Genomic DNA, 14,514 nt, shown 5'->3' with positions numbered 1-14,514 from the left:
TTTCTTGGCTGCAAGGTAGCGCCGAGCCATGCTCGGCTGCGGCGCTCGCGATGCATCGGGCCCAGGCTTGCCGAGCTTGAGGCAGCCGAGCATGGCTCGGCTCTACCCCTCCCCTATCGACCGATCAGCCCTTCAGGGCTGAAGCCACGAACGGCGGAGTCACCAGCACGCCGGTGTGCAGTGCGGCGGTGTAGTACAGGGTATCGAACGACTTGGCGGCCGAATCGGCCTGGCGGAAGTCGAAGCTGCTCTCGCCCTTGCGGGCCAGGGTCACGCTCCACCAGCCGGTCGGGTAGCACGGCTGCGGGAACGGCAGGGTCTTGAACGCACCGAAGCCGGCCTTGCCCATCTCGGTGCGCATTTCGTTGATGAGGTCCAGCTGCATCAGCGGTGATTCGGACTGCTGCACCAGGATGCCGTCGTCCTTGAGCGCCTTGAAGCAGCTCTCGTAGAACGCCTTGTTGAACAGGCCTTCGCCGGGGCCGACCGGGTCGGTGGAGTCCACGATCACCACGTCCACGCTGCCGGCCGGGCAGTTGGCCATGTAGGCCACGCCGTCGTCGAACATCAGCTCGGCGCGCGGGTCGTCGTTGGACTCGCACAGTTCCGGGAAGTGCTTGCGGGCCATCACGGTGACCTGCTCGTCGATGTCGCACTGGGTGACGCTCTCCACGCCGGTGTGCTTGAGCACTTCGCGCAGGGTGCCGCAGTCGCCGCCACCGATGATCACCACGCGCTTGGGCGCGGCGTGGGTGAACAGCACCGGGTGGCTGATCATCTCGTGATAGAAGAAGTTGTCCTTGCTGGTCAGCATGATGGCGCCATCGATGGTCATCAGGTTGCCCCAATCGGTGGTCGCGAAGATCTCGATCTTCTGGAACGGCGACTGCACTTCATCGAGCTTGCCCTTCAGGCGGTAGCCGATGGCCGAGCCGGTGCGCTCGAAATGCTCGATGTACCACTTGTTGTTGTCAGTCATGGAATAGCAATCCTGTTCGGAGGGTGTTGGAGCCGGGCTGGCGGCGGTGCCGCGTGGCGCAAGCCACGTCCGGACGGGTTGGCCCGTTCAGGTTTCAAGCCTGAGCACGGGCGCGGGCGCGCATGATAACGGAGCTGTCGCCACATAGGCGTTATCATGCACCCCCTTTTTTACCAACCAGGCCCACTGAAATGACCGATTGGTCCCTCGACCAAGCCCGCAAGACCTACTCGATTCCGCATTGGGCGGATGGCTACTTCGACGTGGATCAGGCAGGACACATGGTGGTGAGACCGACTGGCCAGGACGGCCCGGTGGTGTCCTTGCCCAAGATCGTCGACGCCGCCCGCGCGGCCGGCGCCAAGCTGCCGCTGCTGGTGCGCTTCCCGGACATCCTGGGCCAGCGCCTGGGCAAGCTGCAGGCCGCGTTCGCGCAGGCGCAGACCGACTGGGACTATCCGGGCGGCTACACCGCCGTGTATCCGATCAAGGTCAACCAGCATCGCGGCGTGGCCGGCACCCTGGCCAGCCACCACGGCGAAGGCTTCGGCCTGGAAGCGGGCAGCAAGCCCGAACTGATGGCGGTGCTTGCGCTGTCGCGCCCGGGCGGGCTGATCGTCTGCAATGGTTACAAGGACCGCGAGTACATCCGCCTGGCCCTGATCGGCCGCAAGCTGGGCCTGCAGACCTTCATCGTCATCGAGAAGCCCTCCGAGCTGAAGCTGGTGCTGGAAGAATCCAAGGCGCTGGACGTCAAGCCCGGCCTGGGCGTGCGCATGCGCCTGGCCTCGCTGGGCGCGGGCAAGTGGCAGAACAGCGGCGGCGACAAGGCCAAGTTCGGCCTGTCCCCGCGCCAGCTGCTGGACCTGTGGAAGTCGCTGCGCGACACCGAGTACGCCGACTGCCTGAGCCTGCTGCATTTCCACATGGGCTCGCAGATCTCCAACGTACGCGACATCGCCAACGGCATGCGCGAGGCCACGCGTTACTTCGTGGAGCTGTCCCAGCTGGGCGCGAAGATCACCCACGTCGACGTGGGCGGTGGCCTGGGCGTGGATTACGAAGGCACCCGTTCGCGCAGTTTCTGCTCGATCAACTACGGGTTGGCCTCCTACGCCAGCAACATCGTGCAGCCGCTGGCCAACGCCTGCGAAGAACACGGCCTGACCCCGCCGCGCATCGTTACCGAGTGCGGCCGCGCGATGACCGCCCACCACGCGGTGCTGATCGCCAACGTGTCCGAGGTGGAGCAGGCGCAGGAAGGCCGCGTGCCCGACCAGCATGACGACGAGCCGGCGGCGATCCGCCACCTGCGCGAGATCCATGCCGAGCTGGACGAGCGCCCGGCGGTGGAGCTGTTCCAGGAAGCGCAGCATTTCCATGCCGAAGGCCTGTCCAGCTACGCGCTGGGCCAGATCGACCTGCCGCAGCGTGCGCGCATCGATGACCTGTTCTACGCCATCGCCCATGCCGTGCGTGCGCGCCTGAGCTACGACGAGAAGAGCCATCGCCCGGCGCTGGATGAATTGAACGAGCGGCTGGTGGACAAGTACTTCGTCAACTTCAGCGTGTTCGAATCGATCCCCGATGCCTGGGCGATCGACCAGGTGTTCCCGATCGTGCCGATCGAGCGGCTGAACGAGCAGCCGGAGCGTCGCGGCATCATCGCCGACATGACCTGCGATTCGGACGGCATGGTCAAGACCTATGTCGAAAACGAAAGCCTGGACAGCTCGCTGCCGCTGCATGCGCTCAACCACGGCGAGAGCTACCGCATCGGTTTCTTCATGGTGGGTGCCTATCAGGAGATCCTGGGCGACATCCACAACCTGTTCGGCGATACCGATGCGGTGGAAGTGCTGGCCGGTGACGATGGTTATGCCATCACCCAGCAGCGTCGCGGTGACACCACCGATGTGATGCTCGACTACGTGGGTTACAGCCTGGCCGATCTGCGTGCCAGCTACGCCGAGCGCGTGGCGGCAGCCGATCTGTCGCCGGCGCGTGCGCAGGAGTTGTCCGAGGCGCTGGAAGCGGGGTTGACCGGGTACACCTACCTGTCCGACGAGCCGCTGGCGTGAGGGGCGGGCAGGTGACGTCGGCGACGGCGGGTGCCGTTGCCGACGCTGCCTGCCGTGTTGCGGAGGGCGCCCGCTTGAAGGGAGGGTATCCCTTGCGGCCCGACGTCTTGTTGGGCGTGGCGTGCAGTGCGGTGCCGAGCATGGCTCGGTACTACCGGGCGGTTGTGCCTCGGCGTTGGCCGTTGGCATGAGCGCGCGGGCCATTTTCCATCTCGTGTTGCATGCGGCCGTGCCGGCGCTGCTGGCATGGCTGTTCTGGCGCAAGCGGTTCCTGTCGGCGTGGGGGTTGCTGCTGCTGGGCTGGATCATCGATCTGGACCATCTGCTGGCCGACCCGATCTATGTCCCCAACCGCTGCAGCATCGGGTTCCACCCGCTGCATACCGCGCCGGCGATCGCCGTGTATGCGGGACTGTGCGTGCCGAAGAAGACACGGTTGTTCGGTATCGGGCTGATGGTCCACATCGTGCTGGATGCGATCGATTGCTGGTGGATGCACCACGCCCGGTAGAGCCGACCGTTGGTCGGCTGCCGTTGGCTCCCCGTAAAGCCGACCGTTGGTCGGCTGCCGTTGGCGAAAAACCACACACGCTGCGCGTGCCAGCCGACCAACGGTCGGCTCTACCGGGCGTTTGTCATCCCGCCGGCAACGTCAACGTCGCCCTCAAACCCGGACCGGCATTGGCCAGCACCAACGTGCCGCCGTAGCTCTCGGCGATATCGGCCACGATCGCCAACCCCAGACCACTGCCGGCCGCGCGCTGGTCCAGCCGCACGCCGCGTTCCAGCACGCGCTGCAGGTCCGCCTCGGGCAGCCCCGGGCCATCGTCCATCACCTCGATCCGCAGCGTGCTGTCGATGTGCCGCAGGCGGATCGCCACGCGGTGCGCGGCCCACTTGCCGGCATTGTCGAGCAGGTTGCCCAGCATCTCCTCCAGGTCTTCGCGGGCGCCGGCAAACAGGCCATGCGCGTCCGGGTCCTGGTCGAACACCAGGCCACGCTCGTTGTGCACGCGCTGCATCAGCGTGCACAGCGCGTCGATCACCGGCGCCACCACAGTGCGCTGTTGGCTGTCGGCACCGATGCCGGCGGCGAGGTAGCGGTCGATGCTGAGCTGCATGCGCGCGGTTTCGCTGCGCAGGGTCTGGCGCCAGTCGCTGCCATCGCCTTCGGCCTCGGTCACCAGCACGGTCAGCGGTGTCTTCAGCGCATGGGCCAGGTCTTCGGCGCTGCGGCGCGCGCGCACCACCATGCGCTGGTGATGGTCGAGCAGGTCGTTGAGCTGCGCGGCCAGCGGCGCGACTTCCTTGACCAGGCCGCGCTGCGGGAAGCGCACGTCCTGGCCATTGCGGACCTGGCCGGCGATGCGGCCCAGCTCGGCCAGCGGGCGCAGGCCGTAATGCACCTGGGTGGCCAGCACGGCGAACCACAATGCGATGAGCACCGCCAACCCGAGCGCGGTGCGCTGGCGGAACGCGCTGACCTGCGCGTCCAGGTCGCTGCGGTCGGTGGCCACTACGACCCGCAACGGCGCAGGCACGCGCGGCAGCGTCACCTGCTGGGCCAGCGCACGCAGCGGCATATGCAGCGGGCCGGTGGTGTCGAAGGCTTGGGCGGGTCCGGTGCGCAGTGACGCCGGGGCGGGCAAGGTCTCATCCCACAACGAACGCGATTGCCCCAGCGCCTGCCCGCGGGTGTCCTGCACTTGCCAGTACGTGCCGGAGAACACGCGCTGGTAGCGCTCGTCGAACAGTTCCCGGCGCAGCTGCAGGCGGCCCTGCGCATCGCTTTCGGCCAGCGCCAGCACCGCGATCAATTCATTGCCCAGACGCTGGTCCATCGCTGCACGTGCGGAGCGCTCGTACATCGCCCCCAGCCACCAGGTCGCCAGTGCCGAGACCAGCACCAGCCCGACGCCACCGGCGAGCAGCAGGCGGGTGCGCAGCGAGCCGGTGTTCATGGCTGCGCCGACAGGCGGAAGCCCTGCCCGCGATGGGTGTGGATGAGGTCGCTGCCGAGCTTGCGGCGGATCCGGCCGATCAGCACGTCCAGCGTGTTGGAGTCCGGATCGAAACCGGCCTCGTAGACATGTTCGCCCAGGCGCGAGCGGCTGATCACGATGTCCGGGTGGTGCATGAAGTAGCTGAGGATGCGGTACTCCTGCGGGCTCAGGTGCAGCAATTCGCCATCCAGTTCCAGGCGGCCGGCGTTGACGTCCAGCAGCAGCGGCCCGCACTGAAGGCGGGGGCTGGCATGGCCGGCGCTGCGCCGGATCAACGCGCGCAGGCGCAGCAGCAGTTCTTCGGGCTGGAAGGGCTTGGTGAGGTAATCGTCGGCGCCGGCATCGAAACCGGCGAGCTTGTCGTGCCAGCGTGCGCGGGCGGTCAGCACCAGCACCGGAAAGCCGCGCCCGGCCTGGCGCCAGCGCTCGATGATGCTGAGCCCGTCCAGCCCGGGCAGGCCCAGATCCACCACCGCCGCAGCGACGTCTTCGATCTGGCCCAGTTCCTCGGCGGCGCGGCCTTCGGCGCAGTGCAGCACCACATAGCCGGCCTCTTCCAGCAGGGTCTGCAGGCGGCTGGCGAGCAGCGCATCGTCTTCGGCAAGCAGGATCCGCATCAGTCTTCTTCCATCTTCAGCAGGCGGCCGGTGGCTGCATCGTAATCCAGCTCCATCACCACGCCGTTGGCGCCCAGGATCTCGATCTCGTACTTGCCGTCGTCCAGCTCCACCTCCACCAGCTTGCCCGGGTAGCGGCGCAGCGCGTCGGCCACCACCTGCTGCAACGGCACCAGCCGGCCCTGGCGGACCGCCTGGCGCACGGCGTCCTGCTGGTGGCTGCCACCGTCGAGGACGCGCACGGGGTCCTGCGGGGCGAGCGCCAGCAGCACGGGAAACAAGAGGGAGGTGGCCAAGGTCATGGCAACGGTATACGCGGCGTGTCTAAACATTGTCTAACAGCCGGGCTCATGGTCCGCTTAAGCGGGCTTGCCAGACTGGCGGTGCCGGAATCGACCGGCGTCCTTCTGGAGTCCCCCGATGAACAAGCTGATCCTCGCCGCCGCCCTGGCCACCGCGCTGGTGTCCACCCCGGCCATGGCCGCCGAACTTACCGCTGCCGATGTGCAGGCCAAGCTGCGTGCGGCCGGCTACACCCGGGTGCACGAACTGGAGCGCGATGACGGCCTGTGGGAAGCGGACGTGACCCGAGCCGATGGCACCTTTGAAGAAGTGATCGTGGACCCGGCCACCGGCGAGATCTTCGACCCGCGCGGCAGCCGCGCGCTGCTCGACGCCGGGCAGATCCTGGACCTTGCCGGCAAGGCCGGTTTCACCCGGATCGAGTCGTTCGAACGCGATGGCGCCACCTGGAAGCTGGAAGCCCGCAACGCACGCAACCAGCGCGTGGACGTGCGCATGAGCGGCCATGACGGCCGGGTGCTGTCGAGCAAGCGCGACGGCTGGTGGGACTGAGTCCCCGTCATGCCGGTGGCGGATATGCAAACGGCCGGTTGCCCGGCCGTTTCGGCATGCCCGTGACGCGGGCGCTTACCAGCCGCCGCGCGGCGGGTAATCCCAGTAGCCCGGGCCCGGGCCGTAGCCATAGCCGCCATATCCACCGTAGGGACCATAAAACCCGGGACCCTTGCCTTCGCTGACCCGGATGTTGAGGTTCATGTTGTGGGTCTTGCCCTCATCGGTGGTGTAGTTCTTGTTGAGGTTCAACTCGGCCGCGTTGTAGTGCGAGTTGCCGCCCTCCTTGGAATAGCCGATGCCGGTGGTGACGCTGCCGTTGACCCGCAGCTTGTCATCGGTGACGTTGGCGATGCCATTGCCGGCGCCGGGATCGCTCAGGCGGCGGCCGCTCTTGTCGCCGTAGAACGTGCCGGGCGGGTCGCCGCGCAGCGAGCCGTCGCCCAGGTACTGCATCGGCGCGGAGGGCACGGCCAGGTTGAGGTCGGTGGCCGACTGCGGGCCGGTCGCTCCTGCCGCGGACTGGGCCAGGACGACGCCGGGGGCAAGCAGGCACAGCAGCAGCGATAGCGAGCGGATCATGGTGGGGCTCCGGAACGGGCGGGCAGCAGGCAGGCCGCCGACAGCGCTGACGCTAGCACCGGCTGCTTGAACGATGCCTGTCATGGCACCGGCTGCCCGGGAACTTTACTCCAGCCGTCCGAACCCGAACAGCGCGGCCAGCGGGTGCCGACGGCGCTCGATCCGGGCGCGGAGCAGGCCGGCGCCGATCATCGAGTAGGTGATGCCGTTGCCGCCGTAAGCCATGGCGAACAGGACCCGCGGCCCCCACTGTGGGTGCGCGCCGAAGAACGGCAGCCCGTCCTTGGTCTCGGCGAAGGTGCCGCCCCAGGAGAACGCCGGTTGCAGCGGCAKGTGCGGGAACAGCTTGGCCACCTGCTTGAGCAGGGTGCCGGTCTTGGACTGGACACGCCGATCGCGCCGGGCCGGGATGTCGATGGCATCGTCTTCCCCGCCGATCAGCAGCCGATGGTCGCCGGTAGTACGCATATACAGGTAGGGCCGTGCCGACTCCCAGACCATGGTCTGGGCCAGCGGCCCGAGCAGCGCCGGGTCGATCGGGTCGGTGATGAAGGCGTAGCTGCTGCGGTTGCGCGCCACCGATGGCTTGAGCCAATGCTGGCTGGCGTAACCGGCGGCCATCACCACGTGCCTGCAGTGGATCTGCATGCCGTCGGCGGTGCGCGCGGTGACCCCGCGGCTGGTGGGAGTGAGCGTCTCCAGCACGGTACGGTCGTACACCCCGCAGCCGCGCTTCTGCAGCCGCATCAACAGCCGGTAGGCGAGCCGGTACGGGTCCACGCGCGCGGCCAACGCACTGAGGATGGCGCCGGGCGCGTTGATACCGAACTCATGCCCCACCGCGTCCTTTTCCAGCCAGCGCACCCCGAAGCCATGCTTTTTGCGCAGCAGGTATTCCTCGTGCAGCACCGCGTGGTGGCGCCGCTTGCTGGCGTAGTAAAGGCTCTGCATGCGATGGCAGTCGACACCGGTGAACGCACCGGCCACCTCGCGCAGTGCCGGGATCGCATCGGCGCAGGCCTGGTAGGCCAGCACCGCCGCCTTCTCGCCGTACTGCTCGGCAAGGTCGACCATGTGGGTGTCGATCTCGTACTGCAGCAGTGCGGTACTGGCCGCAGTGCTGCCCCAGCCGACGTCGCGCTGCTCGATCACGGCCACGTCGTGGCCGTTCGCGCACAGCTCATCGGCGATCAGCGCACCGCTGATGCCGCCACCCACCACCAGGACCTCACACCTCAGGTCCTGTTCCAGCGGCGGGAAGGCGTGCATCAGCCCGTTACGGACCGCCCAGAAGGGATAGCCGCTCTTGAGATCCATGCGCTCAGGCCGTCGGTCGGCCGGTGTGCGGGGTGTGGATCAGCGGGGCGAGGTCGAAACCCTGCTGGCGCGCCTGGGCCAGGTAATGTTCCTGGGTGGTGGTATCCAGCGTAGGCGTACGCGCAAGCAACCACAGGAACTTGCGGTCCGGGCTGCCGACCAGCGCCACGCTGTAATCGGGCGCGACCTGGATGACCCAGTAGTCGCCCTTGGTGAAGGGGATCCAGCGCAGGCCCTTGGGCAGGAAGCTCACTTCCAGCCGCGCGCTGTCGTTGTCGACCGGGCAGGCCTCGCCCTCGGCTTCCTCGATCTCGTCGCCGAGCCGGCAACGGTTGAGTACGGCGACGTGACCGTTTTCCTTCAGGCTGTAATGCGCCGACACATCGGTGCAGTCCTCCGGCTCATGCTTCATCGGCAGGCGGGCGATTTCGTACCAGGTGCCGAGGTAGCGCGGCAGCTTGAGGTCAGGGACGGTCTTGAGGTCGGCGTGAGTGTTCATCGAAGGCAGCTTGTGAAGGTCGCCGCCACGATGCCGGGTCCGCTGCCACGGCCGGGTGAAGCCCGGGCGAATGCGCCGTGGAGAACGCTGCGTTGCCGTTGCGTCATGCATTGCTACGGGCGACGGCGCTATGGTGTGGGTCGGCACAACGCCGGTTTTCCATGCATGGGAGGTGTGGATGTATCAGGTGATCCTGCTCAAGAGCGACAGCAGTTTTTCGCGCGGGCACTGGGAAGCGGTCGACGACGTGGTYGACCATGAAGGCGTGACCTACTCGCTGCGCGCCGGCCCGCGCCAGCCGTTGCCCACCGACCACGCATGGGACCCGGTGGCGGTGTATGCACCGGAGGAAATCAGCGAAGAGGAGTTCCAGGACTGGTACACCCAGCTGCAGCCACAGGTCGAAGAGCTGCGCCTGAAGTACTGACGGCGGCGGCCCGGCGGGGCCTCTACCCGCTGTGAACAGGGCGCGGTTTATAGTTCGCGCAGGCGCGGTGGTCCGCGCGAACCTTGCGGTGCACCGGCTTGTCTTCCCGTCTTTTCCGATCGTTGCGGCGGCCACTGGCCTTGCTGATGTTGTGTGCCTGGCTGGGCATGGCGCCGCTGGCCATGGCCCAGGCCGATGAGGCCACCGATGCCGATCCCATCGCCCAGCTGGCCCAGGCCGACAAGGACCTCAAGCAGATCCAGGCTTCGCTGGACGATGCCGATACCCGCGACACGCTCAAGACCCTGTCCGACCGCGCGCTGGCCGTGCAGCGCGACGCCGATGCCGCGCGCAATGCGCTGCAGCCGCAGCTGGACCAGATGGACGCGCGCGTTGCCCAGCTTGGGGTTGTGCCCGAAGGCACCGTCGAAGCACGCGACATCGCGTTGCAGCGCAAGGCCCTGAACCAGCAGCGCAGCGACATCGCCTCGGCGATCGCGCGGGCCAAGCTGCTGGCTGGCGATGCCAGGCAGCTGGGCACGGATATCGAGAAGATGCGCGTCAGCCAGTTCAGCGAAGAACTGGCGCGCAAGGTCAATTCGCCGCTGTCGCCGTCCTTGTGGAAACAGTTCGCCACCCATGTGCCGGCCGACTATGGGCGGCTGGTGTCGCTGTACCGGCAGGGGGAAAGCACCGCGCGCAAGGCGATCGCCGAGCATGGCTGGGCGGCGCCGCTGACCGGGCTGGGGGTGGCGCTGTTGATGTTCTTCCCGTTGCGCTTGTGGCTGCGCGCGGCCGGGCGCCGTTATGCCGCGTCCGAGCGCGCGCCGGACGGTCGCCTGCGTCGGTCCGGGCTGGCGGTATGGCTGCTGGCGGTCGGGACACTGCTACCCGGTTTCGCGGCCGTGGTGCTGGTGGCCGCGCTGGAATCCATCGGGGCGATCCCGCCGCGGCTGGAGCAGTTGGCGCAGCATTTCCAGGTGGCCACCTTCGTGGCGGCGTTCATCGCCGCGCTCAGCGCGTGCCTGCTGGTGCCCAGTCGGCCCTCGTGGCGCCTGCTCACCCTGGATGACACGGCGGCGTGGCGCCTGCGCAAGTACGCCTGGGGCGCGGCCGGCCTGACCTGGCTGAGTATCCTGCTGGTGGAGATCAACCGCGCCTCGCGCACCAGTGCCATCACTACGGTGGCGGTGGACGGGCTGATCGCGATCACCTACATGGCGTTGATCATCGCCATCCTGGTGTCGCTGGCGCGCCTGCATCGGCGCCAGACCGACGAAGCCCAGGCCAAGCTGGATGCGCAGGCCGAGTCGGGCGCCAAACCGAAGGCGCCGCCGCGTCGCAGCGGCTGGATCGTGATCGCGCGGCTGGCCGGGCATGTGGTGGTGGCCGCAGCGGTCATTGCCACCCTGCTGGGCTATCTCAATTTCGCGCTGTTCGTGGCCCAGCAACTGGTCTGGGGCGCGGTGGTGCTGCTGGCCGCCTCGCTGCTGCTGAAATTCGCCGACGACCTGGCCACCTGGGCACTGTCGCCCACCAGCCGGGTCGGGCAGAGCATCGTGCTCACCACCGGGCTGACCGAGGCGCGCGTCGAACAGGCCGGCGTGCTGCTGTCGGCGGTGCTGCGCATCGGCGTGATCGTGCTGGCGGTGCTGGCGCTGGCTGCGCCGTTCGGCAACCTCAATGCGTTCTATGGCGGGCTGGATTCGCTGTCCAACGGGTTGACCATCGGCAGCACCACGCTCAAGCCCAGCAGCGTGCTCTACGCGGTGCTGGCGTTCCTGGTGGTGTGGGCGGTGATGCAGGCCTTCCAGAACTGGCTCACCGAGACCTACCTGCCCAAGACCGAACTGGACGCCGGCGCGCGCAATTCGATCAGCACCGTCACCCGCTACCTGGGCATCATCACCGCCGTGCTGTGGGGCCTGACCGCCCTGGGGATCGGCTTTGAGAAGCTGGCGCTGGTGGTCAGCGCGTTGTCGGTGGGTATCGGCTTCGGTCTGCAGGCGATCACCCAGAACWTCGTCTCCGGCCTGATCCTGCTGGCCGAGCGGCCGGTGAAGATCGGCGACTGGGTCAAGCTGGGTGACCAGGAAGGCGACATCAAACGCATCAGCGTGCGCTCCACCGAGATCCAGGTGGGGGACAAGTCGACGCTGATCGTGCCCAACTCCGAACTGATCACCAAGACCATCCGCAACATGACGATGGGCAATGCGCAGGGCCGCATCCAGATCCAGTTCTCGCTGCCGCTGAGTACCGACGTGGCTGCCGTGCGGCAGATCCTGCTGGACAGCTATGCCGAGCACGTGGCGGTGCTGTCCGACCCGGCCCCGTCGGTGTTCATCGATTCGATCGCCAACGGGCAGATCGCGATCAACAGCTTCGCCTACGTGTCCGGCCCGCGCGCGGTGTATGGCGTGCGCAGTGATCTTTACTTCACGATGCTGCAGAAATTCGCCGCTGGCGGGATCGCGTTGTCCTCGCCGACCGATATCCATTTGGTGCGCGACCCCACCGCCCCGCGGGAACCTGAGGCGTAAGCGGAAGGCGGTGACGCATAAGCGGAACTTGGTGGTGCCGGCSGCTGGSCGGCAATCGCTTGRTGCGGGGTGGGTCGGGAGCCGGCCAGCGGCCGGCACTACCGTCAGCCGCGGTTGCCGCGTCGCGACGGGACCAGCGCGAAGTTGTCCACGGCCAGCTTCTCGGCGTGGTTCAACCACGCCCGGATTTCCAGGTCGTCCACTTCGTGATCCAGGCCGAACGGTACGCTGATGCGGCCCTCCGCGTCGGGCTGCACCCACTGCTGGGCCACCACCACCTTGCGCTGCGAGGACACCGCTTCAATCCAGAAGCCACGGTCCGGCGACTGCTTGGCCACGAACTGCAGCATGTACTGGCCGGCGCGGGTGCGACGGCCCTTCTGGGTGATCATGTGCGCCTGGCGGATGCTCGGACGTGGCCCGTTGAACGGTTCCAGCGGGCCATCGACGGCGAAGCCGCTGCGCAGTGCGTCATCGCGATACAGCTTGATGCCCTTGTCGCGGTTGACCAGCATCGCGCACCAGTCGCCATCGGCCGAGCCATCCTCGAAGGCGGTGCAGCGATCRACATAGGCCAGCGTGTTGGTCGGATCGGCCTGGTCGAACTGCTTGGAGGTGTTCTCCAGGTACACCGATTTCAGGTCGAACTGCTTGTCGTATTCCAGCAGTACCGGTGGCTGCACATGCTGCAGGCCGATCACCACCTGGTTGTCCTCGTCGATGCGCAGCTGGCGGGTCTTGTCGCCCAGCCACAGCGAGCGCGAGAACGCCAGGTAACGTGGATAGTCCTTGCCGTTGTCGCGCAACGCCGCCGCGCTGGCACTGTCGGTGCGCTTGGGGTCCAGCAGCGAGCGGCCAAAGCCGATGGCGTTGATGTCCGGCTGGAGCATGCTGAGCAGGGTGGCGCCGGAATCCAGCGTGGAACCGGGTGCGGCGGCCAGCTGGCGCGGGGCGATGTCCTTGCCCAGGAACAGCAGCAGGTTTTCACGCTTCTGCTTGGCCAGGATATGGCTGAGATCGTTGGGCATGGCCAGGTGATCGGAGGCGATCACGATCAGCGTGTCCTCGCCGTACGGGCTGGCCTGGATGCGATCGACCAGCTTGGCGATCAGACCGTCGGTGCACTTGAGCGCGTTGAGCATGCCGATGTTGCCGTACTCGCTCTGGTAACGGGTGCGCTTGCACGCCACCGGCAGGTGCCCGGCCGGGTGGTGGGTGTCCATGGTCAGGGTGGTCAGCATGAACGGCTGGCCCTGCCGGGACAGCTGCACGAAACGATCGTAGGCCTTGTCCAGCAGCACATCGTCATGCACGCCCCACGGCGAGAAGTGCGAACGTGCCACCTTCTGCTTCTTGAACCACGCCAGGTCGTCGACGGTGTCGAAGCCATGCGTGGCCAGGAACTGGCCCTTGCCGGCGAACTGCCCGTTGGCGCCCCCCAGGTAATGATTGGTATAGCCCTGCTGCTTGAGATAATCGCCCAGGCAGACCGCTTCGGGCAGGAAGCTGCCCATGCGGCCCATGCTGTTCTCATCTTCCTTGGCGGTGGTCAGCGGCACGCCGCACATCGATGAGACCAGGCCGGCGATGGTCCAGCCGCCGCCTTCGGCCGATACCAGCCCGCGCACGTCCAGCGCCTGGCCGGCGAGGCGATTGAGGTTGGGCATCAGGTCGGGGAAGGTGGTCTCGTCCAGATACGTGCGCTCCAGGCTCTCGCCGTAGATCCACACGATGTTGCGCGGCTTGGTCAGCGCCTGCTGCGGAATGCGGTACTCGGGGGCGATGACGGTGTAATCCACCGGGCGCATCTGCAGGTAGAGGCGCTGGCCGTCGCTGTAGAGCGGGCTGACCAGGATCGCCAGCAGCCACATCGCGATGAACCCGCCGAACACGGCCTTGCCGTGCGTGTTGCCGTGCCAGCGCTGGAGACGGGGCACCGCCAGCGGCAACAGCGAGAGCAGTGCCAAGACGATGAACCCGGCGATGTAGCCCTTGAAATCGGCGACACCGGCGCCTTCCATGTCCGCGCCCAGGTGGTACAGCGTGGCGGCGTTGAGCCCATCACCGGACAACTTGTTGATCAACCACCAAGCGCTGAGCGTGAGCAGCAGCAGCGACATCAGACCGGCCTTCCACCATACCCACGTGCGTGATGCGAGCAGCAACCAGGTGAGCAGCAACAGGGACAGCAGCAGGATCCAGATCATGGGCAGCTTCGGCAGTGGAGACAGGTGGTGATGGACGTCATGACGACGTGATTTCCCATCCGACCGGCTGTCCAACCACACTTGCATGACAGACCGATGACCCGATCATGCCTGCACGAACCTGACTGAAATGTTTGTTCAAAACGACATGCGCAGCGCTACCGCGCATCGTGTTTCAGCGTGTAAAACGCGCGTGAAAGTTCGCGCGCGGCAGCGCCGCGCTCAGCCGTGTTCCATTGGACTGATGAATGCGTGAGACGCGTGGTTCAACGATGCCCGCGTTCTTCCTTGGAGCGCGCACGACGGTCGAAGATCAACGCACTGAGGATGATGCCAAGGCCCAGCGCCACGCCAATGAACATCAGGGTAAATGCGATGGCTGGGTACCCGAACAGGTGCCAGCC

Annotated in this window: 13 protein-coding genes; 5 read left to right on the top strand and 8 right to left on the bottom strand. The window is 66.9% G+C overall.

Annotated elements, in window-relative coordinates; translation table 11 throughout:
* Positions 1–124 precede the first annotated feature (124 nt).
* Positions 125–979, bottom strand: coding sequence for a polyamine aminopropyltransferase (speE, locus tag AC1DQP_RS07960; RefSeq protein ID WP_256774748.1), 855 nt, complete (start codon positions 977–979; stop codon positions 125–127).
* Between the two features lie 191 nt (positions 980–1,170).
* Between speE and speA the strand changes: the two genes are divergently transcribed.
* Together speA and AC1DQP_RS07950 are read left to right on the top strand one after the other, a co-directional pair.
* Complete coding sequence (gene speA / locus AC1DQP_RS07955) at positions 1,171–3,060, top strand: arginine decarboxylase (RefSeq protein ID WP_457318323.1); 1,890 nt, start codon at positions 1,171–1,173, stop codon at positions 3,058–3,060.
* 187 nt (positions 3,061–3,247) lie between these two features.
* Positions 3,248–3,571: a DUF6122 family protein gene (locus tag AC1DQP_RS07950; protein ID WP_457318322.1), complete on the top strand. Its 324-nt coding sequence runs from the start codon at positions 3,248–3,250 to the stop codon at positions 3,569–3,571.
* Between the two features lie 124 nt (positions 3,572–3,695).
* Here AC1DQP_RS07950 and AC1DQP_RS07945 read toward each other — a convergent pair whose 3' ends face one another.
* Genes AC1DQP_RS07945 through AC1DQP_RS07935 form a run of 3 tightly spaced genes read right to left on the bottom strand, consistent with a single transcriptional unit; the run spans position 3,696 to position 5,976 of the window.
* On the bottom strand, positions 3,696–5,021 hold the full coding sequence (locus AC1DQP_RS07945; RefSeq protein WP_478051386.1) for a sensor histidine kinase: 1,326 nt from the start codon (positions 5,019–5,021) through the stop codon (positions 3,696–3,698).
* The gene (locus AC1DQP_RS07940; protein ID WP_256774744.1) at positions 5,018–5,680 is read right to left on the bottom strand and encodes a response regulator transcription factor; all 663 of its coding nucleotides are present in this window, start codon (positions 5,678–5,680) and stop codon (positions 5,018–5,020) included. The genes AC1DQP_RS07945 and AC1DQP_RS07940 overlap by 4 nt, the downstream gene beginning before the upstream one ends.
* A complete protein-coding gene (locus tag AC1DQP_RS07935; RefSeq protein WP_457318320.1) occupies positions 5,680–5,976 on the bottom strand; it encodes a PepSY domain-containing protein in 297 nt (98 codons plus the stop codon). The genes AC1DQP_RS07940 and AC1DQP_RS07935 overlap by 1 nt, the downstream gene beginning before the upstream one ends.
* Before the next feature lie 124 nt (positions 5,977–6,100).
* Here AC1DQP_RS07935 and AC1DQP_RS07930 point away from each other — a divergent pair, with 124 nt between their 5' ends.
* On the top strand, positions 6,101–6,535 hold the full coding sequence (locus AC1DQP_RS07930; protein ID WP_457318319.1) for a PepSY domain-containing protein: 435 nt from the start codon (positions 6,101–6,103) through the stop codon (positions 6,533–6,535).
* Between the two features lie 75 nt (positions 6,536–6,610).
* On the opposite strand, the gene AC1DQP_RS07925 is transcribed toward AC1DQP_RS07930, so the two are convergent.
* The 3 genes from AC1DQP_RS07925 to AC1DQP_RS07915 form a co-directional block, all read right to left on the bottom strand.
* Complete coding sequence (locus AC1DQP_RS07925; protein WP_256774741.1) at positions 6,611–7,117, bottom strand: hypothetical protein; 507 nt, start codon at positions 7,115–7,117, stop codon at positions 6,611–6,613.
* Between the two features lie 105 nt (positions 7,118–7,222).
* Positions 7,223–8,434, bottom strand: a complete 1,212-nt coding sequence (locus AC1DQP_RS07920; protein WP_478051385.1) for an NAD(P)/FAD-dependent oxidoreductase — start codon at positions 8,432–8,434, stop codon at positions 7,223–7,225.
* A gap of 4 nt (positions 8,435–8,438) precedes the next feature.
* Positions 8,439–8,933, bottom strand: a complete 495-nt coding sequence (locus AC1DQP_RS07915) for a lipocalin family protein (RefSeq protein WP_256774739.1) — start codon at positions 8,931–8,933, stop codon at positions 8,439–8,441.
* Positions 8,934–9,111: 178 nt separating this feature from the next.
* On the opposite strand from AC1DQP_RS07915, the gene AC1DQP_RS07910 reads away from it, so the two are divergent.
* Positions 9,112–9,360 (top strand): hypothetical protein, encoded by a 249-nt coding sequence (locus AC1DQP_RS07910; RefSeq protein WP_457318317.1) that lies wholly within the window; start codon positions 9,112–9,114, stop codon positions 9,358–9,360.
* A gap of 146 nt (positions 9,361–9,506) precedes the next feature.
* On the top strand, positions 9,507–11,903 hold the full coding sequence (locus AC1DQP_RS07905; protein ID WP_478051384.1) for a DUF3772 domain-containing protein: 2,397 nt from the start codon (positions 9,507–9,509) through the stop codon (positions 11,901–11,903).
* A 104-nt stretch (positions 11,904–12,007) separates the two neighbouring features.
* On the opposite strand, the gene AC1DQP_RS07900 is transcribed toward AC1DQP_RS07905, so the two are convergent.
* On the bottom strand, positions 12,008–14,110 hold the full coding sequence (locus tag AC1DQP_RS07900) for a phosphoglycerol transferase I (RefSeq protein ID WP_256774737.1): 2,103 nt from the start codon (positions 14,108–14,110) through the stop codon (positions 12,008–12,010).
* Positions 14,111–14,514 lie beyond the last annotated feature (404 nt).

The organism is Stenotrophomonas sp. P5_A8 (genome assembly GCF_056400545.1).
Note: the sequence above shows the minus strand (reverse complement) of the source record. Positions and strands in the feature narration are given on the sequence as shown.